The following is a 20339-nucleotide window of genomic DNA, read 5'->3' on the forward strand; positions in this document are numbered from 1 at the left end:
AGCAAACAACGGTGGCTATGGTTGAAAGACCATAGCCACCGTTGCTGTTTCGGCAGCACTTGTTCCAGCCCAGATAGTGGCGGCCCCGGCAGGCTGCGCGTTTCAGGAGTGTCATGGCTACCCGCCGTCCCAAAGTTCCCAAGGTCGCCCCATCACGTTCCACAAAGGAAGCTTCCGGGGGCGCGGACGTCATCCGGGCGGACTTCGGCCCGGGCAAGGACATCAAGGCCGGCGGGGCTGCGGGCCCACAGCCTGGCAGCGCACAACCGGCCAATCCCCCAGCCGGACGCCGGGAACAGGCATCCCGCAAGGGAACCGAACAGGCAAGCCGCAAGGGGAGCAGCGCCACCGCCGACAAGGCAGGCCCGGCTGGTCCCGCAGACGACGAAGACCAGCAGCCGGTACCGGCCAAGGCCTTCTCCGGCCGGATGCTCGCCCTTGCCGTGGTGATGATTGCCATCACCATCATGCTGGCGCCCACAGTCAAGATCTTCTTCGACAAAAAGGCCGAGATCGACGCGCTGAACGCCGATATCGCTGCCCGCCAGGCGGAAGGCGACACCCTGCGCCAGCAGGTCTCCCGCTGGCAGGACCCCAACTACGTGAAGCAGCAGGCCCGGGACCGCATTAACATGGTTATGCCGGGAGAAACCGGCTACTGGGTCTTCGGCAGCGATCTGCCGGCCGGAGAAACCAGCAGCCAGGCCGGCGCAGCAGCACAAGACCCCGCCGATCTGCCGTGGGTGGATTCCCTGTGGGAGTCCATCACGCGCGCGGCTACAGACTGAACCGCAAAAGGAAGGACGGCCCGCCACAGTGGAACACAACACGGCAGCCGCCCGGGACGAATCCCGCCAACCATCAGCGCACGACCTTGAAGTCCTGAGCCGCCAGTTGGGGCGGCCGGTCCGTGATGTGGTGGAAATTCCTGCCCGCTGCATCTGCGGCAATCCGCTCGTGGCCGCCACGGCTCCCCGGCTCAGCAACGGGACCCCGTTTCCCACCACCTTCTACCTGACGCACCCGGTCATCACCTCGGCGGTGTCGCGGCTCGAAGCGGCAGGCGTCATGAATGAGATGAACGACCAGCTTGCCGGCGATGAAGAGCTGTCCGCAGCCTACCGCGCCGCCCACGAAGATTACCTCGCGGCCCGCAACGCGATCGGGGAGCGGTCCGGCATCGGCGCTGTCCCCGAGATCGACGGAATCTCCGCCGGAGGCATGCCCACGCGCGTCAAATGCCTGCACGTCCTGGTGGGGCACTCCCTGGCCGCGGGGCCCGGCATCAACCCGCTCGGGGACCAGGCGCTGGCCGCCATCAGTGAATGGTGGACGGCGGACAGGTGCTACTGCGACGGCGCCTGGGACACCGCGGGTGAGGCACCTTCGAGGGACCTGAGCCGCCACGGGCCGCAGGGCCTGCCGGACATTGTGGGCCGGCCGGCCCCCGTGCGGAAATCCGCCAACACGGCAGGAGCCGCGGAGTGACACGCGTGGCGGCCATTGACTGCGGCACCAATTCCATCCGCCTCCTGATTGCCGACGTTGAACGGACCAACGGCGCCACGTCGCTCAAGGACGTGTGGCGGGAAATGCGCGTGGTGCGGCTGGGCCAGGGAGTGGACGCAACGGGCGAGCTGGCACCGGAGGCGCTGGCGCGCACTTTTGCGGCAACAGCTGACTATGCTGCACTGATCCGCGAACATGGCGCCGCCAAGGTCCGGTTTGTTGCTACCTCAGCCAGCCGCGACGCACGCAACCGGCAGGTCTTCGTGGACGGTATCCGCGACCTGCTTGGCGTGGAACCGGAGGTAATCTCCGGCGACGAGGAAGCCGCACTGTCCTTCGCCGGTGCCAGCAGCGTGCTGCCCATCCTGGACGGACACGAAGTGCTGGTGGTGGACCTGGGCGGCGGCAGCACCGAGTTCGTCCTGGGCACCGCTGCGGGAGTCACCGCCGCGAAGTCCGTGGACATCGGTTGCGTCCGCCTCACGGAACGGCACCTCCAGGACGATCCCCCCACTCCCCAACAGATAGCGGACGCTGAAGCGGACGTGGACGCAGCCATCGCCCGCGCCCGCCGCGACGTGCCGCTGGAACGTGCCACCGCCGTCGTCGGCGTGGCCGGATCCATCACCACCATCACCGCGCACGCGCTGGGACTGGCCGAGTACTCGCCTGATGCAATCCACGGCACTGAACTGCCCCTGGAAACCGTCCGGGAGGCCTCCACCGGCCTCCTGCAAATGACGAGGTCGGAGCGGGCCGCGCTGCCCTACATGCACCCGGGGCGGGTTGACGTGATCGGAGCCGGCGGGCTTGTGTGGCGGCGCATCCTCGAACAGCTGGGGGAGCTGACCGGCGGCCGCGTCGCCACGGCAACCGCCAGTGAGCACGACATCCTCGACGGCATTGCCCTGAGCATCGGCTGAGCGGATGCGGCACTTCATTCCACCGGCAACATCCCCCTTCCGCCGTGCCGCAGCTGCGGTGCTGGCCCTGATCCTGGCTGCCTGCTGCCTGTTTACCGGCCTTCTCGCGGCCCCTGCGGCGCACGCGGATGAGTGGCGGGACAAGCAGTACTGGCTGCCTGAATCGGGCATTACCAAGGCTTGGGAAGTTTCCAAGGGCGCCGGGGTGAAGGTGGCCATCATCGACAGCGGCATTGACGCGCAGCACCCGGACTTGAAGGGCGCAGTGACCGGCGGCTACGACGCCTCCGGCTCGGGCCAGCCGGACGGACAGAAGAGCGTGGGCGTCAAGCCGGAACACGGCACCCTGGTGGCCACCATGCTTGCCGGGCGCGGCCACCAGCCGGCCAGCGCCAGCCCCAGTCCGACGCCGGGCCCCGCCGGCCTGCCCCCGGAGGGAATCGTAGGAGTGGCCCCCGAAGCTGAGCTCCTGTCCGTCTCCACCTGGCTGGGCTCCACCAACCCCTCGGGGAAGAGCGACCAGGACCAGATCCCGGAGGCAGTCCGCTGGGCGGTGGACAACGGGGCAAAGGTCATCAACATCTCGCTCGGCAGCACCACTCCCCAGTGGCCGCAAAGCTGGGATGCGGCGTTCCTTTACGCCGAGCAGAAGGACGTGGTCATCGTTGCGGCCGCCGGGAACCGGGTGGGCGGCAACATCCAGGTGGGGGCTCCGGCCACCATCCCCGGCGTCCTCACGGTGGCCGGCCTGGACCGCAAGGGCGTGGCCAGTGTCGACGCGTCCTCCCAGGGCATCAGTATTGGCGTGGCCGCGCCCGCGGAGAACCTGCTGGGCGGCCTTCCGGGCGGCGGTTACGCCGAATGGGCGGGAACCTCCGGCAGTGCCCCCATCGTTTCCGGCGTGGCGGCACTGATCCGCTCCAAGTGGCCCGCCATGAGCGCCGAGCAGGTGATCAACCGGATTGTGTCAACAGCCAAGGATGCCGGGGCTCCGGGCAAGGATCCGCTGTACGGCTTCGGCGTGCTGAACGCGGAGGCTGCGCTGAAGGAGAACGTTCCGGAAGTCACTGGCAACCCGCTTGGGTCCATCGCGGAATGGATCCGCGTCCACCGCAGGGGAAACCTGGCTTCTCCCGCGCCGCTGCCCACCACCGACGTCCCCAGTGCAGTTCCTACGCTGCCCGAACCCACCGTGCCCGCAGCTGAGGCGCCGTCGAAGCGTGACAGTGCCATCGGCGCCGCCGTCGTGATTGGTTTTGCCCTGCTGTTCGTGGCCATCATCGCGGCCGCCGCGGTCCAGCTGCGCCGGGCGGCCAGGAACCCGGCCCTGCTCCGTGAGGAAGCGGAAACCGGCGTTGTGGAGATGGTGGAACCCAAGGGCAAAACCCAGATTACGGGCCGAACTCCCAGTTAGTGAAGATTTTCACAAACTGCTGTATTCTTAAACCCATGGCAACCACCCCAGAGCTCCAGGACCGTCCCAGGGTACTCGTCGTCGGCGGCGGGTACGTCGGCCTGTACGTAGCACTCAAACTGCAGAAGAAGATCGCGAATGCCGGTGGCATCGTCACCCTCGTGGATCCACTGCCCTACATGACCTACCAGCCCTTCCTTCCCGAGGTAGCCGGCGGCAACATCGAGGCCCGCCACGCTGTGGTCTCCCACCGCAAGCACCTCCAGCAGACCGAACTGATCCAGGGCCGCGTCACCTCGATCGACCACGAGAACCGGACCGCCGTGGTGGCTCCCGCCGACGGCGGGGCACCATTCGAGGTTCCGTACTTCGACGTCGTCCTGGCCGCAGGTGCCATCACCCGCACGTTCCCCATCAAGGGACTCGCGGACAAGGGCATCGGCCTGAAGACCATCGAGGAAGCTGTCGCCCTCCGCAACAAGGTCCTGGAGCGCATCGAACTGGCGTCCACCATGACCGATCCCGCTGCCCGCGCCAAGGCCCTCACCTTCGTGGTGGTGGGCGGCGGCTTCGCCGGCATCGAGTGCATCACCGAGATGGAGGACCTCGCCCGGGCCGCCGTCCGGAACAACCCGCGCATCAAGCAGGAGGAAGTCCGCTTCGTCCTGGTTGAAGCCATGGGCCGGATCATGCCCGAGGTCACCGCCAAGCAGGCCGAATGGGTTGTGGAGCACCTCCGCAGCCGCGGCATCGAGGTGCTCCTGAACACCTCGCTGGACAGCGCTGAAGGCGCCCTCAAGCTCATCAACCTGCCGGACAAGACTCCTGCCCAGGAATTCGAAGCGGACACCCTCGTGTGGACCGCCGGCGTGCAGGCCAACCCCATGGTCCGCTCCACCGACTTCCCGCTTGAGCCCCGCGGCCGCGTCCGCGTCCTCCCGGACCTGCGCATCGCCGGTGACGAAGGCATTATCGACAACGCCTGGGCTGCCGGCGACGTCGCCGCCGTTCCGGACCTCACCGGCAAGGGCCTCCCGGACGGCACCTGCGTCCCCAACGCCCAGCACGCCCTCCGCCAGGCCAAGCGCCTCGCCAAGAACCTGTGGGCCTCCCGCTGGGACAAGCCGCTCAAGGACTACAAGCACAAGAACCTGGGCGCCGTAGCCGGCTTCGGCGAGTGGAAGGGCGTTGCCAACATCAACCTGGTTGGCAGCATCGGCCTCAAGGGCGGACTCGCCTGGCTTGCGCACCGCGGCTACCACGGCCTGGCCATGCCCACGTTCGAGCGCAAGTTCCGTGTGATCCTCAACTGGATCCTCGCCTTCTTCGCAGGCCGCGACACCACGCAGCTGCTGGACCTGGACAACCCGCGCGGCGCCTTCGTGGCAGCAGCCACCCCGGCACCCAGGCCGGCGGCTGCTCCTGCACCCGCTCCGGAGCCCGCACCGGTGTCCACCGGGTCCGGTTCCTCGGCAGCGGCACCAGCCGCTGCCGACGCCAAGGAAGCGGTTGCTGCCAAGGCCAAGTAATGCCTGCGCCGCGCCCTGCTCAGTAGCGTCCGACGGCGGCTGTCCCCTTCGAGGGGGCAGCCGCCGTTTGCGTGTGGCCGGCAGGATGCGTCCGGGCGTGCCGGCACTTCCCGCCAACGGCGCGGCCGGACTCCTAGACTGGCACCATGACGGGCGAAAAGAACCTCGAGGCACTGCTGGCCGGGTTGCACCCGGTACAGCGCGACGGCGAGTACGTGTACGTGCTGTGGCCCTACGGCAGGGCACTGGTGGAGGGTATCGAGGCGGCAGTCCGCGAAGCGGAAGGCCTCACGGTGGTGCTGCCCCGGGCGGTAGCGGACAAGGAAGGCCTGTCCTACGACTTCGTGGGGGCGTGGATCACCCTCGAGGTGCATTCCGCACTGGAGGCGGTGGGCCTCACCGCCGCTGTGAGCAAGGCGCTGACCGAAGCCAGGATCAGCTGCAACGTCCTGGCCGGCTTCCACCATGACCACCTGCTGGTGCCGGTCGCGGATGCTCCCCGTGCCCTGGAGGTCCTTGCCGGGCTTTCCGCGCAAAGCCGGCAGGCTCCGACGCAGACACCGCCGGAGCTGGTGCTGCGGGGCGAAACACCGTCGGACCGGGACGCTATCCTGGCCCTCACCGCCGATGCCTTTGCCGTCTCGCCGGTGACGGGGTTGCCCGTGGAGGGCGAGCCGGTGGAAGTACGGGTGCTGCGCGGGCTCTTCGAGTCCGAGGAGTACTTGCCCGAGTTCAGTGTGGTGGCGGTCCAGGACGGTGAGGTGGTGGGCCACGTTATCAGCACCCGGGGCTGGGTGGGCGAGCACCCGCTTCTGGGGCTGGGCCCCCTTGCGGTCACGCCGCGGCTCCAGCGGCACGGGATTGGTTCGGCGCTCATGAAGGAGACCATCGGCCGGGCGAACGCTGCGGGGGAGAGCGGCATCGCCCTCCTGGGCAGCCCCGCGTATTACTCCCGGTTTGGGTTTGTCCCCGCCAGCTCGCTGGGGGTCCTGCCGCCCGAGGAATCGTGGGGAGGCCACTTCCAGCTGCTGCCGCTGGCACTCTGGCCCGGCGGAATCCACGGCACCTTCCGGTACGCAGCACCGTTCTCGCTCGTTTGACGGGATACCATTGACCGGGCGCCCCAGTAGCCCAATTGGCAGAGGCAGCGGACTTAAAATCCGCGTGTTGTGGGTTCGAGTCCCACCTGGGGTACAAGAGCAGGTCCAGGGCCCGGGGAACGGAAGCCGTCCGCACGCAGCGGACGGCTTCCGGCGTTTAATTCCACATATGCAACTACTGTTATAAGGATGTGACCTCAGTCACTTATCTTCCCTGTGTATATGCATTAGCTTGAAAACTAAATCAGGAACACCTGGTTTTTTCGTGTCAAAGGCCGTTCGCACCTTTAGATCGAGGAGCTCGTAAATGACTTTATTCCCCCAGGCGGGAACCCGCGTTGCCAAGCTGACAGCGCTTGGCATCGGCGTTGCCTTCATGGCAACGGCATGCGGCGGTTCGTCCACACCTACGGCAACCGAATCTTCCGCCACCGGATCTGCAGCTGGAATCGCGTGTCCGGCAGTTGAGGGCGGCGGAGGCGCGGCCGCCAGCCAGCCTGCCGAGACCCCTTCCGTGCCGCCGTCAACCGGCACTACTGAATCTCCGCTGCGGATCGGCTCGCTCCTTCCCACCACCGGCTCGCTGGCCTTCCTTGGCCCGCCCGAAATCGCCGGCGTCAACCTCGGCATCGAGGAAGTCAACAAGGCTGGCGGCGTCCTGGGCAAGCCGGTCGAAGTGATCCACCGCGATTCCGGTGACACCAAGACGGACATCGCCACGCAGTCCACGTCCGCGTTGCTGGGCCAGGGCGTCAGCGCCATTATCGGTGCAGCATCCTCGGGCGTATCCAAGACGGTCATCAACCAGATCACCGGCGCGGGCGTTATCCAGTTCTCACCGGCCAACACCTCACCGGACTTCACCACCTGGGATGACAAGGGCCTGTACTGGCGTACAGCGCCGTCCGACGTTCTCCAGGGCAAGGTGCTTGGCAACTACATGGCCACCTGCGGCGCGCAGACTGTGGGCATGATCGTCCTGAACGACGCGTACGGCACCGGGCTGGCCAAGAACATCAAGTCGGCCTTTGAAGCGGCAGGCGGACAGGTTGTGGCGGAGGAACTCTTCAACGAGGGTGACACGCAGTTCAGCAGCCAGGTGGACAAGGTCATCGCGGCAAAGCCCGATGCCATTGCCCTGATCACCTTTGACCAGGCCAAGAGCATCGTCCCGCTGATGACGGGCAAGGGCGTCAAGCCCACGCAGATGTTCCTGGTGGACGGCAACACGTCCGACTACAGCAAGGACTTCCAGCCGGGCACCCTCAAGGGGGCGCGGGGCACCATCCCGGGCACGTTCGCCCAGGAGAACTTCAAGAAGAAGCTGCTGGCCGTCGATCCGGCACTCAAGGACTACAGCTACGCGGGCGAGTCCTATGACGCCGTGAACCTCATCTCGCTGGCAGCCGAGTCGGCGAAGAGCACCAAGGGCGTGGATATTGCGGCCAAGCTCAAGGAAGTCTCCGAGGGCGGCGAGAAGTGCACGTCCTACGCCGCCTGCGTCACGTTGATCAGGGAGGGCAAGGACGCTGACTACGACGGCCAGTCCGGTCCTGTGACCTTCTCGGACGCCGGAGACCCGACGGAAGCCTACATCGGCATCTACGAGTACCAGGATGACAACAAGTACAAGGCAGTCAAGGAAGAGTTCGGCAAGCTCTAACAGCCGTTCCTGACACACAAAGGAGCCCCCGTCCTGTTGGACGGGGGCTCCTTTGTGTGGCGGTGGGAATTACTCGACGGTGTCCGCCAGGGTTCCGAGGTAGAGCTGGATCACCTTCGGATCCTTCATGAGCTCGCGGCCGGTGCCGGTGTAGGCGTCCCGGCCCTGGTCCAGGACGTAGGCGCGGTCGCAGATCTGCAGGCAGCGCCGGGCGTTCTGTTCCACCATGATCACCGAGACGCCTGCGCGGTTGATCTCGTGGACGCGCAGGAAGGTCTCGTCCTGCTTGACGGGGGAGAGGCCTGCGGACGGCTCATCAAGCAGCAGCACGGCAGGATCCATCATCAGGGCGCGGCCCATGGCCACCATCTGGCGTTCGCCGCCGGAGAGCGAGCCGGCACGCTGCGAGCGCCGCTTGGCAAGTTCCGGGAAGAGGCCGGCCACGAAGTCGAACCGTTCGGCGAAATCCTTGGGCCGCTGGAACATGCCCATCTGAAGATTTTCCTCGATGGTCAGCGTGGCGAACACGTTGTTGGTTTGCGGGACGAAGCCCACGCCCCGGCTGACAAGCTTGTTCGCCTTCAGCCCGGTGATGTCCTGGCCGCGGACCACCACCGTGCCCGAATGGATCTTCACCAGGCCGAACATGGCCTTCAGGAGGGTGGACTTGCCGGCACCGTTAGGGCCGATGATGCCAATCAGTTCGCCTTTGCGGGCCTCGATGCTGCAGCCGTTGAGGATGTTCACTCCCGGCAGGTAGCCCGCAACAAGGTCGGTGACCTTGACGACGGACCCGCTGTCACTCACGGGCTGTGCGGCCGGTGCCGCGCTGGTGCTGCTCATTGGCTGTCCTTCCCTGTGTTGCCTGTGTCCGTGCTGCCGTGGCGGCCGTGGGGCCCGTCCGGGCGGTCCTCGTCCGCTTCCTTGGCCACAACGTCGAGCGAGATGATGCCCGCATTTTCGGTTCCGACGATCGATTCCTCGTCCGCCACAAGTTCTGCTGCCAGCTCCTTGAGGCCTTCGGAGTCACCGAGGTCGACGTCGTGGTGTGCGCCCAGGTAGGCGTCGATGACTGCGGGGTTCTTCATCACTTCACCGGGCGGGCCTTCCGCAACAACCTTTCCCTCGGCCATGACCACCACCCAGTCGGCGATGTGGCGGACCATGTGCATGTCGTGTTCCACAAACAGGACGGTCATGCCTTCGGCTTTGAGGTTCTTGATGTGGTCCAGCAACGACTGGGTGAGGGCCGGGTTCACGCCTGCCATGGGTTCGTCAAGCATCACCAGCTTGGGCCGCACCATGAGGGACCGGGCCATCTCCAGGAGCTTGCGCTGGCCGCCGGAGAGTGACGCCGCGTAGTCGTCCTTTTTGGCGTCGAGCTTGAACTTCTCCAGCAGGACGTTGGCTTCGTCGGTGATCTGTTTCTCCCGCCCGCCCCACATGCCCTTGAACAGCGCTTTGGAAAGCCGTTCGCCGGGCTGGTTGGCAGCGCCGAGGCGCATGTTTTCCATGACGGTCAGCTTGCCCATGACCTTGGTGAGCTGGAAGGTGCGCACCATGCCCATCCGCGCCACCTTGTAGGGGGACACTCCGGCCAGGCTCTTGCCTTCGAACTGCCACTTGCCGGTGTTCGGCGTATCAAAGCCGGTGAGCAGGTTGAAGAGGGTGGTTTTGCCTGCGCCGTTGGGGCCGATGAGCGCCGTGATCTTGTGGCGGGGGATTTCGAGGTACTCGACATCCACGGCGTTGATACCGCCGAAACTGCGCGTCACGTTCTCCGCCACGACGATAGGATCACGCTTCTTGCAGCCGGGTGCTGCTTCACCCGCCGCGATGGGCCGGGTGTCGGTCATGTAGTCCACGCCAGCCTCACTGGCGGCTGCGGGTTCTTCGCTGTGCATGCTCATGCGAACGCCAGCTCCTTCTTGTTTCCAAAGACGCCCTGGGGCCTGAAGATCATCAGCAGCATCAGGGCGACGCCAACCAGGATGTAGCGCAGCTGCCCGGCCTGGACCGTATTCAGCCACGTGATGGCCCCCGACTCGATCAGGCCGTACAGGATGCCCTGGGTCAGGGACAGGACAACCCAGAAGATCATGGCGCCGATGACCGGTCCGAGCACGGTGCCAAGGCCTCCCAGCAGGAGGCACGTATAGAGGAAGAACGTCAGCTCCGTGCCGTAGTTGGCCGGCTGCACCGCTCCGCGGGGGAGGGTGAAGACCATGCCGGCGAGTGCGCCGAGGACGCCACCGATAATGAGCGCCTGCATCTTGTAGGCATAAACGTTCTTGCCCAGCGAACGGACAGCGTTCTCGTCCTCGCGGATGCCCTTGAGGACGCGTCCCCACGGGCTGCGCATCAGCAGCCATACCAGGGTGCAGCAGAGGGCAACCAGTGCCCAGCCCACCACGCGGATGAAGAAGTCACGGTTGTTCATGCCGAAGTAGGAGCCATCGGGGAACGGGTTCATGGCGTAGAACCCGCCTTCGAAGGCCGCCAGCCCGTTGGCTGATCCAGTCACCGAGGTGAGCTGGTTGGTGGTGACGATATACCGGACAATTTCCGCCGCTGCGATGGTCACGATGGCGAGGTAGTCTGCCCGGAGCCGCAGGGTGGGAATACCGAGAAGCAGGGCAAAAATCGCCGAGGCAATGATGGCGATCAGCAGTCCCACAAAGAAGGGGACGCCGAAGGTGAGGGTGGAGATTGCGAAGCCGTAGGCTCCCACCGCCATGAAGCCGGCCTGGCCGAAGTTCAGCAGGCCGGAGTAACCGAAGTGTACGGCGAGGCCGAGCGCAGCAAGGGCGTAAGCCGCCGTCGTCGGGCTGAAAATTTCACCGGCAGCGCTGGCAAGAATGAATCCAAAGTCCATGGCTGTCTCCTAACCCACGCGCTCGCGCCGGCCCAGGATTCCCTGCGGCCGGAACAATAGGACAACGATCATGATGAACAGGGCACCTACGTACTTAAGGTCCGCAGCGAGGCCGAACACGGTGGTCAGCTCCACGAAGATACCTACGATGACGGAACCGATCAGGGCGCCAAAGACCGTACCGAGGCCGCCGAGGGTGACGCCGGCGAAGATCAGCAGGAGGATGGCCGAGCCCATGTCGAAGGTGACGCCTGGACGGTAGTAGGCCCACAGGATCCCGCCCAGGGAGGCCAGCATGCCGCCCGTGATCCAGACGATCCGGATGACGGAGTCGACGTCGATGCCTGAGGCGGCTGCAAGGGCGGGGTTGTCGGCTACTGCACGGGTTGCCTTGCCAAGCCTGGTCTTCAGCAGCACGATGCCGATCAGGGCGATCACCACCGCACTGATTCCGAGGGACCAGAGATTGTTGGGCGAGATGGATACCGGCCCCAGCTGGATTTCGGGGCTCTGCGCGAACGGCAGTTGCTGGGTGGCGCCGCCGAAGTAGAACTGGATGACGTACCGGACAGCGAGGGCAAGGCCGATGCTGACGATCATCATGGGCACCAGGCCGGTGCCGCGCCGGCGCAGTGGCCGCCACAGCCCCCTGTCCTGGGCATATCCGAACAGGCCGCCGCCCAGGAGGGACAGGATGATCGCCAGCCAGAAGGGAAGGCCGACGGCATTGAAGGCAAACACGAGCACTGCACCCAACGTGACCATCTCGCCGTGGGCGAAGTTGGTCAGGCCGGTGGTACCGAAAATCAGGGAAAGACCCACCGAGGCGAGGGCAAGGAGAAGGCCGAAGCTCAGGCCGGCCACGAGGCGGTTGAGCAGGTTTTGGCCGAAGTCCTGTTGCTGCACCACGATGCCCTTGCCAAAGGCGAAGATGACCGACAGGTTCGAGGTCTGGCTGAAGGTGACCTGGCGTGGGTTTTCCTGGCCTTCAGCCAGCTTGATCCCCTCGGGAAGGGTCGATTCGTCCAGCTCAACGGTGTAGGTGCCCTGATCGGGCACCCCGATGTTCCAGGCTCCGTTCGCGGACGACTTGGCCGTACCGGTGAAGCCGTCCTTCTTGGCCGTGATGGTCACATCCGCCAGGGGTGCGCGGGTGTCATCACGGAGGAATCCGCTGATGTTGTTTTGGAATGTCTGGTTCGACGGGGATGGTGTCGGAGACGGGGAAGTGGCCTGCGATGCCGGTGCTGCCACGAGAAGGATCGCCAGGATGGATGCGCTAATGGCTCCCATTAATCTCAGCAACCCGCGGCGTCCTCCGGCCGGCCGGCCTTGGGGTGTACTTCTCAAATTGAAAAACCTCCACTTGGGGGGCGGTCTCGGCTGCGCCATTGCAGCCGCTGCGAACGGATACAGGGATAGGATGGTGCCGTGCCGGCACCCCGCCACGTGTGTGAGGTCCGTCACCCTGCTTGGCTTATGCTACAGCGCTGACGGTGCGCGGTATGCCGCGGTTCAGGCGCCGATGGTAGCGATCGGATAACAACTCCGTGGCCGGCCTGGGGGCGGGGAACTTTCAGAGGTGCAATTACGTGAGAATTGGTACCGTAAACCTTAAGGTTTCAACACATCCCCAACGGAGGAATCCAGTAATGGCACTTGGCGGCAACCCGATCTTCAACGGAAAGAACTTCCGTGGAGCCACCCAGGCACCGCCTGTCCCGCAGGCTCCTTACGGACACGCGCCCTACGGCCAGCAGCCGTACGGGCAGGCATCGTACGGCCAGCAGCCGTATGGCCAGGCCCCTTACGGCCAGCAGGGCTACGGACAGCAGCCCATGACCGACGAGCAGTTGCGGCAGATGTACAGCCAGCCTGCTGCGGGTCCGGCGGACACCGGCAGGATGACGTTCGACGACGTCATCGTCAAGACGGCTGCCTGCCTGGGCTTTGTTGTGCTGGGTGCGGCTGTCACGTTGACTGTCAGTTTGGGGCTGGCCTCGATGCTGATGATCGTCGGTGCGCTCGGCGGGTTCGTCCTTGCGCTGGTCAACACCTTCAAGAAGCAGCCGTCACCGGCGCTGATCCTTGCCTATGCAGGCCTTGAAGGCCTCTTCCTGGGCGGGCTCACCCGCGTCCTGGACACCATGTACCCGGGAGTGGGGCTCCAGGCTGTCGTCGGCACGCTGTCCGTTTTCGCCGTGACGCTCCTCCTTTTCAAGAGCGGCAAGGTACGCGCCACACCAAAGGCCATGAAGTTCTTCATGATCGCCTTGGTTGGTTACGCACTGTTCTCCGTGGTGAACCTCGTCATGATGATGACGGGCCTGACCACGGAACCCTTCGGGCTGCGAAGCGGCATCATCGGCGTCGTCATCGGCATCCTGGCCATCGGCCTCGCGGCATTCTCACTGGTCATGGACTTCACCAGCATCGAGGAGGGTGTCCGCAGCGGCGCTCCCCAGCGCTTCTCCTGGACGGCCGCATTCGGCCTGACGGTCACGCTGGTATGGCTCTACGTCGAAATCATCCGCCTGCTGGCCATCCTGCGCGGGGACGAATAACGCACCAGGCGGCTGCCGCCGTCGTACGTTCCTGACAGTTGAGGGCCCCACCATCCGGTGGGGCCCTCAACTGTTAACCGCACTCCGGCAGGTGCTAGGCGATGCGCCGGGCCCCGGCCGCGGGTGAGACCGTGAAGATGTCCGGCGCCTTATAGCCGGCATCCGCGAATGCCGTGGCGACGGCGTCACGCACCCTTTGCTCCAGTGCCACGGGAGTGAGTGCGATGGCCGCTCCGCCAAACCCGCCCCCGGTCATCCGGGCACCGATGGCGCCGCCGGCGCGGGATGCATCCACTGCCAGGTCCAGTTCGGGGCAGGAGATCTCAAAGTCGTCCCGCATGGACGCGTGGCTGGCGTCCAGCAGGGGACCGATCGCGGCAGGCCCTTGGTTTGCGAGGAGCTCCACGGTCTGGAGCACGCGGTCGTTTTCCGTGACCACGTGGCGTACGCGGCGGAACGTGACTTCATCCAGGAGGCCGCTGGCTTCCTCCAGGTCGCCCATCTGCACGTCACGGAGCGCCTTGACCCCCAGCACCTCCGCGCCGAGTTCGCAGGATGCGCGCCGGGAGGCGTAACCGCCGTCGGCATGCGAGTGCGAGACCTTGGTGTCGATCACGAGCATCACCAGGTCCGCCGGCCGCGTCTCGAAGGGAACCAGGCGTACGTTCTGGTCCCGGCAGTCCAGGAAGACTGCGTGGCCCTCCGACCCGCGGAGCGAGGCGGACTGGTCCATGATCCCCGTGGGAGCGCCGACAAATTCGTTTTCGGCACGCTGTGTGGCCAGCACCATTTCCTGGGCCTCCAGTCCCGCCCCGGCCAGGTCGTTCAGCGCCGAGATGACAGCACATTCGATCGCGTGGGAGGAGGACAGCCCCGCACCCAGGGGGACGTTTGAGTCCAGCAGCAGGTCAACGCCCGGGACAGTGACGCCACGTTCCTTCAGGGCCCACATCACGCCGAGGGGGTACTTGGTCCATCCTTTGGCTGAGCCCGGCTCCAACGAATCCAGCGTGGTGCTCACCAGGCCCTGGTCGCCGTAGGTGGAGAGAAGGCGCACCGAGGAATCGGGGCGGACCCTGATGGCCACCCGGGCAGTGCGGTCGATGGCGAAGGGCAGGACGAAGCCTTCGTTGTAGTCTGTGTGCTCGCCGATAAGGTTGACCCGCCCCGGGGCCTGCCAGATTCCGTCTGGAGCGCTGCCGAACTCCCGCGAAAACCGTGCCGCCAGGTCCTCGGTCCCGGCAGGTGCGCTCGCGGTCAGGGGATCTGGTGCGGAGTTCAAGCGTGGGCTCCTTCAGGTGCAGCTGCCGGGACAGCGGGGGTCGTGGAAGGCGGAAGGGTCACCGCGCGGAGACGCTCGGCCACGCTTTCCGGGGTGGTGTCATTGATGAAGGCGCCCATGGCCGCCTCCGATCCTGCCAGGTACTTCAGCTTATCGGCCGCCCGCCGGGGGGAGGTCAGCTGGAGGTGGAGGTAGCCGGCGGGCCGCAGCACCGGATCCAGGGGAGCCTGGTGCCAGGCGGAAATGTACGGGGTGGGCGTGGGGTAGAGGCCGTCCACCCGCCGGAGGAGGTCGAGGTAGACGGAAGCGAGTTCGTCCTTCTCCTCACCGCTCAGCGCCGCCAGGTCCGGGACCTGGCGGTGGGGCACCAGGTGGATTTCGAGCGGCCACCGGGCGGCGAAGGGGACATACGCGCTGAAGTTCTCCCCTTCCAGGACCATCCTGCTGCCGTCTTCCCGCTCGGAACGCAGCAGGGAGCCGGTGAGGGTGGCGGTGCCGCCCTTCGCATCGTAGAACCTTCGTGCCGCGGCCCCGAGGACGCCTGCGCGCGGGGTGATGTACGGGTAGGCGTAGATCTGGCCGTGGGGGTGGTGGAGTGTTACGCCGATGTCCGCGCCGCGGTTTTCGAATGGGAAGACCTGTTTGATTCCGGGCAGCGCGCTCAGGGCCTCCGTGCGCTGCGCCCAGGCTTCGATGACGGTGCGGGACCGCTCCTCGCCCAGTTCGCTGAAGGATCCGGTGTGTAAGGGGGTGAACGCCACTACCTCACAGCGCCCGTACGCCGGCCCCTTGGTACCCCAGGATGGCTCGTCCGGTATCGGTCCCAGCGCAGGGCCCAGCGAAGGGAAGCGGTTTTCAAACACCACAACGTCGTAGTCTGAGGCCGGAATTTCAGAAGGGTTGCTGGGGGTGGTGGGGCAGATAGGGCACTGGTCCGCAGGCGGGAGGTGGGTGCGGGTCTGCCGGTGCGCCGCGACGGCAACCCATTCGTCCGCCAGCGCGTCGTAGCGGATCTCGCCCGGTTCTCCCCGCGGGGGGAGTCCTCGGTGGTCCGTGGTGAATTCGGCGGAGCGCGGCTTGGGAGTCGCGGCGTCGTCGAAATAGATGAGCTCCCTGCCGTCGGAGAGCCTGGTGCTCGTGATAGCTGTCATGCAAAAAAGTGTGACACGTTCGATCAAAAAAGAATAGTTAACAACAAAATCTAACATCAGCGGGTGCTGCCGGCAGGGGTCCGGCCGGGGTACGGTGTTGCCCATGACTTCCAGTTCTCCCCATGAATCCAACAGCGCGCCCGCCCTGCGGGGCTGTGCCACCGGCAGGCAGTATGAGCTCCGCCGGGGCGATGCCCTGGCCGTGGTCACCGAGCTTGCCGCCGGCCTGCGGTCTTTCACCAGGGGAGGAACGCTCCTGACCGAGACTTACGGCGACGACCAGATCGCACCGGGCGCCGCAGGCATCACCCTGGCTCCTTGGGCCAACCGCGTCGAGGACGGCAAGTGGTTCCTGAACGGGAAAAAGCAGCAACTGGACATCACCGAGGTGGCCAGGAATAACGCCAGCCACGGACTGCTGCGCAATTCGGCCTATGCCCTTGTGGACGAGTCGGAGCACTCCGTCACCCTGGAGGCCACCATCTTTCCGCAGCACGGGTACCCCTTCCTGGTGCGGCACCGCGTGCAGTACCAGCTCGGGGAGGACCTGGGGCTGGTGGTCCGCCAAACCCTGCTCAATGATGCCAAGGAGCCCGCGCCCTTCGTCCTGGGCGCCCATCCTTATCTGCGGCTCGGCGATACGCCCGTCGAGGAGCTGGTGCTGACCGTTGCTGCTGGCACGCGCCTGGTTGCCGACGAACGCCTCATCCCGCGCAGCACCGCACCGGTGCAGGGGGATACAGACTTTCGGGCGGGGTTGAACATCGCGGCGCTCGCGGTGGACGTGGCGTTGACGGGCCTGCACTTCGAAGCGGGGAAAGCGCGCCACACGCTCGCGGCAACGGACGGCCGGCAGGTGAGCCTTTGGCAGGACGAAGCATGCCAGTATGTCCACGTCTTCGTCAGCACGGAGTACCCGGGACGCAGCCGGGCGGTGGCCGTTGAACCGATGACCGGGCCGGCCAACGCCTTCAACTCCGGTGATGGCCTGCGCTGGCTGGACCCCGGTGAATCCTTCACCATCGAGTGGGGGATTGACTACACTCCGGGCAGCGAAGGGTAGCGGTTTCCGAATAGGCCGCGGCTGGGGAAGTATTAGGCTATGACGCCAGCAGAGGATGCCGCTACCTCCCCCAGCCCTTCGCCAGGCCGGCAACTGCCTGCCACGAACCAGCCCCTGAGGGTCCTTGCGGACCGTGAACTGGACCGGGACATACCCTACGGCGTGCGGATCGCGGCGTCCTGGGCCTGGCGAGTGGGCCTGATCCTCCTGGTGGGAGGTGCGCTGGTCTGGCTGCTGAGCAGGATCAGCTTCCTGATCATCCCGGTGATGGTGGCTGCCCTGCTGGCGGGACTCCTGAGTCCGGTGGTGGGATGGCTCAAGAAACAGCGGCTGCCGTCCGGGCTGGCTGTTGCCATCACCGTGCTGGGCTTCATCGGCCTGATCGCAGGGTCCCTGGCGTTGGTGGGCAGGCAGTTGGTCGCGGGGTTCGGCGAACTCTGGTCCGAGGCGCTCACCGGCGTCAAGCAGATCCAGGACTGGCTGGCTGACGGGCCGCTCCATGTCACGGCGGACCAGATGGACCAGTACCTGAAGGAGGCCACCGCCGCCCTGCAAAGCAACACCAGCAGCATTGTCAGCGGGGCCCTGTCCTTCGGGAGTACGGCGGGGCACTTTGCCGCCGGCCTCATCCTGGCGCTGTTCATCCTGATTTTCTTCCTGTTGGAGGGGGACCGGATCTGGGCGTTCCTGGTCCGTTTGCTCCCCAGGAAGGCCAGGGCGGCAACGTTCGGGGCCGGGCGCAAGGGCTGGGCATCAATGGTCAGCTACGCACGGATCCAGATGTTTGTTGCGTTCGTTGACGCTGTGGGCATCGGCGTGGGCGCCGCGATCATCGGCGTCCCCCTGGCGCTTCCCTTGAGCGTGCTCGTCTTCATCGGTTCCTTCATCCCGATCGTGGGCGCCCTGGTGACCGGCGCAATCGCAGTCCTCCTTGCCCTGGTGGCGAACGGCCCCATCAACGCCCTGATCATGCTCGGCATCGTGCTGCTCGTCCAGCAGCTGGAAAGCCACATCCTCCAGCCGCTCGTCATGGGCAAGGCCGTGGCCCTGCACCCGGTGGCGGTAATCCTTTCGGTGGCCGCGGGGTCCTACCTTGCCGGCATCCCGGGCGCCCTCTTCTCGGTGCCCATCCTCGCCGTCGCAAACACTGCCATTCGCTACATCGCCGCCAGAACGTGGGAACATGAACAAGTGCCGGCATTGACCGGAGAGCCTTTGACGGCGGGCGCCGGAGTGGACAACACCATCCGGGATGTCCAGCCGCCCGCAGCACTCAAACGCGGCAAGGGCGCCGCCGCCGGCACAACAGCAGAACAACCTGATGCCCCTCCCGCTGCGGATGGGGGCGCCGGGGCCGAATCCAGAGGAGAATAGTCCGTGAACATCCTTGAAACCCTTCCCGTCACGCTGGACGATGTCCTGGAGGCGCAGAAGCTGCTCGACGGGATTATTGCGCGGACACCGGTGGAATCATCCCGCGCCCTTGGGGCCATGGTTGGCGGGAATGTCTACTTCAAGTGCGAAAACCTCCAGCGGGCCGGATCGTTCAAGGTCCGCGGCGCGTACGTGCGCATGGCAAGGCTTTCCCCCGAGGAAAAGAAGCGCGGAGTGGTGGCCGCTTCGGCAGGCAACCACGCCCAGGGGGTAGCCGTTGCGGCCAAGAGCCTGGGCATCAAGGCCCGCATCTACATGCCGCTCGGCGTAGCGCTGCCCAAGCTGGCCGCCACCCGCAGCCATGGCGCCGAAGTAATCCTGCACGGCCACAACGTGGATGAGGCGCTCGCGGAGGCCCAGCGCTACAGCAACGAGACGGGAACCGTTTTTGTCCACCCCTTCGACAACGTGGACGTCGTCGCGGGCCAGGGCACACTCGGCCTGGAAATCCTCGAGCAGGTTCCCACCGTGGACACCATCCTCATGGGCGTCGGCGGCGGCGGGCTCCTGGCCGGGGTCGCCGTCGCCATCAAGGCCAGGGCCAAGGAACTGGGGCGGAACATCCGCATCATCGGGGTGCAGGCCGAAAATGCCGCCGCCTATCCTCCGTCCCTCGCCGCCGATGCCCTGGTGCCCTTGAAGAAGGTCTCCACCATGGCTGACGGCATCGCCGTCGGCCGGCCCGGGCAGCTGCCCTTCAGCATCATCCGCGAACTTGTGGATGATGTGGTGACGGTCAGCGAAGACTCCCTGGCGCGTGCGCTGATCTTCCTGCTGGAGCGGGCCAAGATGGTGGTGGAGCCGGCCGGAGCGGTTGGCGTGGCAGCGCTGATGGATGGCAAGATCGAGAACCCGGGAACCACGGTGGTGGTCCTTTCCGGCGGCAACATCGACCCCATGCTTATGCTCAAGGTCATCCAGCGGGGACTTTCCGCGGCCGGGCGCTACATGACCGTCCGCATGATGCTCGATGACCGCCCCGGTTCCCTGGCCACCATCGCCAGGATCATCGCGGAGAACGATGCCAACGTCACCGGCCTGGACCACACCCGGGTGGGCGGCTCCATCAGCATGGGGGACGTGTCCATCACGGTGAACCTGGAAACCAAGGGCCACGAGCATGGGGAACAGGTGCTCAGCGCCCTCCGTGCCGAGGGCTTCCAGCCCATTGTGGTGCACTAGGACGCTCCGTGGCCGGACTGACGGGAAACGGAAGCTTCGGGCAGCGGCGGACGGTTGCTGCCCGGGCCAAGGGCGGGCTGCTGGTACTGGGCAGCTTCGTGGTGCTCCTCTTTGTCATCGAACTCTTCAACATGGTGATGCTGCGCTCGCTCAACGCGACGTTCGGACTCCGGCCCAGGAGCGCCGACGGGCTGCTGGACATCTTCACCTTCCCGCTCCTGCACGCGAACCTGAACCATCTCCTCTCCAACAGCCTGCCGCTGATCATCTTCGGTTTCCTGGTGTTCCTCTCGGGCCTCCGGGTATTCCTGACTGCCCTGGCCTTCAGCTGGCTGGGCTCAGGCCTCACCGTTTGGCTGATTGGCGACGGCGGCATCACCGTGGGCGCGTCAGGCCTGGTCTTCGGCCTGTTTGCCTTCCTCCTGGTCCGGGGATTCATTAACCGCAGCTGGCGGCAGATCCTCCTGGCCGTGGTCCTCTTCATGGGATACGGGAGCATCCTGCTGGGGATCCTGCCCATCGTGGCGGGATCGATCTCGTGGCAGGCGCACCTCGGCGGGGCGGCCGGGGGAGTGGTGGCCGCCCTGCTGCTTCGCCGCCGCACCCGGGTCATGGGCCCGCCCTAGGTTCCTGCCGCTTAAAAGCGGAAC

At 65.8% G+C, this 20339-nt stretch carries 18 protein-coding genes and 1 tRNA gene; 13 read left to right on the forward strand and 6 right to left on the reverse strand.

Annotation, left to right across the window (positions count from 1 at the left end):
- Positions 1 to 113 precede the first annotated feature (113 nt).
- The 8 genes from FHJ30_RS06520 to FHJ30_RS06555 all read left to right on the forward strand — a co-directional run bounded on the left by FHJ30_RS06520 (position 114) and on the right by FHJ30_RS06555 (position 8138).
- Positions 114 to 788, forward strand: a complete 675-nt coding sequence (locus FHJ30_RS06520; protein ID WP_139028493.1) for a septum formation initiator family protein — start codon at positions 114 to 116, stop codon at positions 786 to 788.
- Between the two features lie 28 nt (positions 789 to 816).
- Positions 817 to 1488, forward strand: a complete 672-nt coding sequence (locus tag FHJ30_RS06525) for a DUF501 domain-containing protein (RefSeq protein ID WP_139028494.1) — start codon at positions 817 to 819, stop codon at positions 1486 to 1488.
- Complete coding sequence (locus FHJ30_RS06530) at positions 1485 to 2432, forward strand: Ppx/GppA phosphatase family protein (protein WP_139028495.1); 948 nt, start codon at positions 1485 to 1487, stop codon at positions 2430 to 2432. Before FHJ30_RS06525 ends, FHJ30_RS06530 begins: the two co-directional genes overlap by 4 nt.
- A 4-nt stretch (positions 2433 to 2436) precedes the next feature.
- Entirely contained in the window at positions 2437 to 3846 is a 1410-nt protein-coding gene (locus FHJ30_RS06535) for a S8 family serine peptidase (protein ID WP_139028496.1), read from the forward strand.
- 35 nt (positions 3847 to 3881) lie between these two features.
- Positions 3882 to 5375 carry an NAD(P)/FAD-dependent oxidoreductase gene (locus tag FHJ30_RS06540; protein WP_139028497.1) on the forward strand — a complete coding sequence of 498 codons (1494 nt, stop codon included), beginning with the start codon at positions 3882 to 3884 and terminating at the stop codon, positions 5373 to 5375.
- Positions 5376 to 5521: 146 nt separating this feature from the next.
- Positions 5522 to 6475, forward strand: coding sequence for an N-acetyltransferase (locus FHJ30_RS06545; RefSeq protein WP_139028498.1), 954 nt, complete (start codon positions 5522 to 5524; stop codon positions 6473 to 6475).
- A gap of 20 nt (positions 6476 to 6495) precedes the next feature.
- Positions 6496 to 6569: transfer RNA gene (locus FHJ30_RS06550), tRNA-Leu, on the forward strand.
- Between the two features lie 213 nt (positions 6570 to 6782).
- Entirely contained in the window at positions 6783 to 8138 is a 1356-nt protein-coding gene (locus FHJ30_RS06555; RefSeq protein ID WP_139028499.1) for an ABC transporter substrate-binding protein, read from the forward strand.
- Positions 8139 to 8207: 69 nt separating this feature from the next.
- Here the strand turns inward: FHJ30_RS06555 and FHJ30_RS06560 are convergent, their stop codons facing one another.
- From FHJ30_RS06560 to FHJ30_RS06575, 4 genes are read right to left on the reverse strand one after another with little or no spacing between them, the layout of a single operon-like run.
- Positions 8208 to 8981, reverse strand: a complete 774-nt coding sequence (locus FHJ30_RS06560) for an ABC transporter ATP-binding protein (RefSeq protein ID WP_139028500.1) — start codon at positions 8979 to 8981, stop codon at positions 8208 to 8210.
- Positions 8978 to 10048 (reverse strand): ABC transporter ATP-binding protein, encoded by a 1071-nt coding sequence (locus tag FHJ30_RS06565; protein ID WP_139028501.1) that lies wholly within the window; start codon positions 10046 to 10048, stop codon positions 8978 to 8980. Before FHJ30_RS06565 ends, FHJ30_RS06560 begins: the two co-directional genes overlap by 4 nt.
- Positions 10045 to 11013, reverse strand: a complete 969-nt coding sequence (locus FHJ30_RS06570; RefSeq protein WP_139028502.1) for a branched-chain amino acid ABC transporter permease — start codon at positions 11011 to 11013, stop codon at positions 10045 to 10047. The genes FHJ30_RS06565 and FHJ30_RS06570 overlap by 4 nt, the downstream gene beginning before the upstream one ends.
- Before the next feature lie 9 nt (positions 11014 to 11022).
- A complete protein-coding gene (locus FHJ30_RS06575; protein WP_139028503.1) occupies positions 11023 to 12306 on the reverse strand; it encodes a branched-chain amino acid ABC transporter permease in 1284 nt (427 codons plus the stop codon).
- A 359-nt stretch (positions 12307 to 12665) separates the two neighbouring features.
- On the opposite strand from FHJ30_RS06575, the gene FHJ30_RS06580 reads away from it, so the two are divergent.
- Entirely contained in the window at positions 12666 to 13577 is a 912-nt protein-coding gene (locus FHJ30_RS06580; protein WP_139028504.1) for a Bax inhibitor-1/YccA family protein, read from the forward strand.
- A 94-nt stretch (positions 13578 to 13671) separates the two neighbouring features.
- On the opposite strand, the gene galK is transcribed toward FHJ30_RS06580, so the two are convergent.
- Positions 13672 to 14859: a galactokinase gene (gene galK, locus FHJ30_RS06585; RefSeq protein WP_139028505.1), complete on the reverse strand. Its 1188-nt coding sequence runs from the start codon at positions 14857 to 14859 to the stop codon at positions 13672 to 13674.
- Positions 14856 to 16010, reverse strand: a complete 1155-nt coding sequence (gene galT / locus FHJ30_RS06590) for a galactose-1-phosphate uridylyltransferase (RefSeq protein WP_139028506.1) — start codon at positions 16008 to 16010, stop codon at positions 14856 to 14858. Before galT ends, galK begins: the two co-directional genes overlap by 4 nt.
- A 103-nt stretch (positions 16011 to 16113) precedes the next feature.
- On the opposite strand from galT, the gene FHJ30_RS06595 reads away from it, so the two are divergent.
- Genes FHJ30_RS06595 through FHJ30_RS06610 form a run of 4 tightly spaced genes read left to right on the forward strand, consistent with a single transcriptional unit; the run spans position 16114 to position 20315 of the window.
- Positions 16114 to 17073: an aldose 1-epimerase family protein gene (locus FHJ30_RS06595; RefSeq protein WP_139028507.1), complete on the forward strand. Its 960-nt coding sequence runs from the start codon at positions 16114 to 16116 to the stop codon at positions 17071 to 17073.
- A gap of 39 nt (positions 17074 to 17112) precedes the next feature.
- Positions 17113 to 18447 (forward strand): AI-2E family transporter, encoded by a 1335-nt coding sequence (locus FHJ30_RS06600; protein ID WP_171058948.1) that lies wholly within the window; start codon positions 17113 to 17115, stop codon positions 18445 to 18447.
- Between the two features lie 3 nt (positions 18448 to 18450).
- Complete coding sequence (gene ilvA / locus FHJ30_RS06605; protein WP_139028508.1) at positions 18451 to 19689, forward strand: threonine ammonia-lyase; 1239 nt, start codon at positions 18451 to 18453, stop codon at positions 19687 to 19689.
- A gap of 8 nt (positions 19690 to 19697) precedes the next feature.
- Positions 19698 to 20315 (forward strand): rhomboid family intramembrane serine protease, encoded by a 618-nt coding sequence (locus FHJ30_RS06610; protein WP_139028509.1) that lies wholly within the window; start codon positions 19698 to 19700, stop codon positions 20313 to 20315.
- Positions 20316 to 20339: the final 24 nt, after the last annotated feature.

This window comes from Arthrobacter sp. BB-1 (genome assembly GCF_006151685.1).
GTDB lineage: Bacteria > Actinomycetota > Actinomycetes > Actinomycetales > Micrococcaceae > Arthrobacter.